The organism is Cellulomonas telluris (assembly GCF_004886325.1).
Taxonomy (GTDB): Bacteria; Actinomycetota; Actinomycetes; order Actinomycetales; family Cellulomonadaceae; genus Cellulomonas; species Cellulomonas telluris.
This window is the reverse complement of the sequence record NZ_QXFN01000057.1, coordinates 1-589: the sequence shown is the minus strand read 5'-3', so window position 1 is coordinate 589 and position 589 is coordinate 1. Positions and strand designations below refer to the sequence as shown.

General features: G+C 77.4%; 1 protein-coding gene. It reads left to right on the top strand.

The annotated features are described in order from the left end of the window. The coding region (locus FB586_RS18735) for an MFS transporter (RefSeq protein WP_168800620.1) at positions 1 to 589 on the top strand (589 nt) is incomplete at both ends.

Genomic DNA, 589 nt, shown 5'->3' with positions numbered 1-589 from the left:
TCGGGATCGTCGCCGCCACCTCGTCGGTCGCCTTCGTCGCGGCGGTGTTCGTCGGCGGGACGGGGGCGGGCCTGGCCTCGCCCGCGCTCGTCCGCCTGGTCGACGACCTCGTCGCGCAGCGTGCGCGCGGGACGGCCCAGTCGCTGGTCAACTCCGGCACGGCGGTGGGCGTCGTGGCGGCGGGCACGGTCGCCCTCGCCACCGCGGGCGTCGCCTCGGCGTGGGGGCTGATGGCCGGGGTCTGCGCCGGGTCTGCGGTCCTGTGCCTCGCCCTCGCGGGGCGCGCACCCGCCGGTGCACCGGAGCGCGGGCGTGTGCGAGCGCCCCTCTCACTCGCCGCGCTGCAGGTCCCCTTGCTGGCGGCCGTGGTGGTGGGGGCGGGCTCCGCGCTCGTGTGGAGCTTCGGCCCCCTCGTCGCCGTCGCGGACGGTGGCGTCCCGGACGGGCACGTCGGCTGGTTGTGGATCGCGCTCGGTCTCGGCGGCCTCATCGGCCCCCTGACCGGAGTCGCGGTGGAGCACCTCGGGCTCCAGCGCGCATGGGTCCATTTCGCCGCCCTGGTGGTGCTCGCCCACGGCTTCCTCGCGCT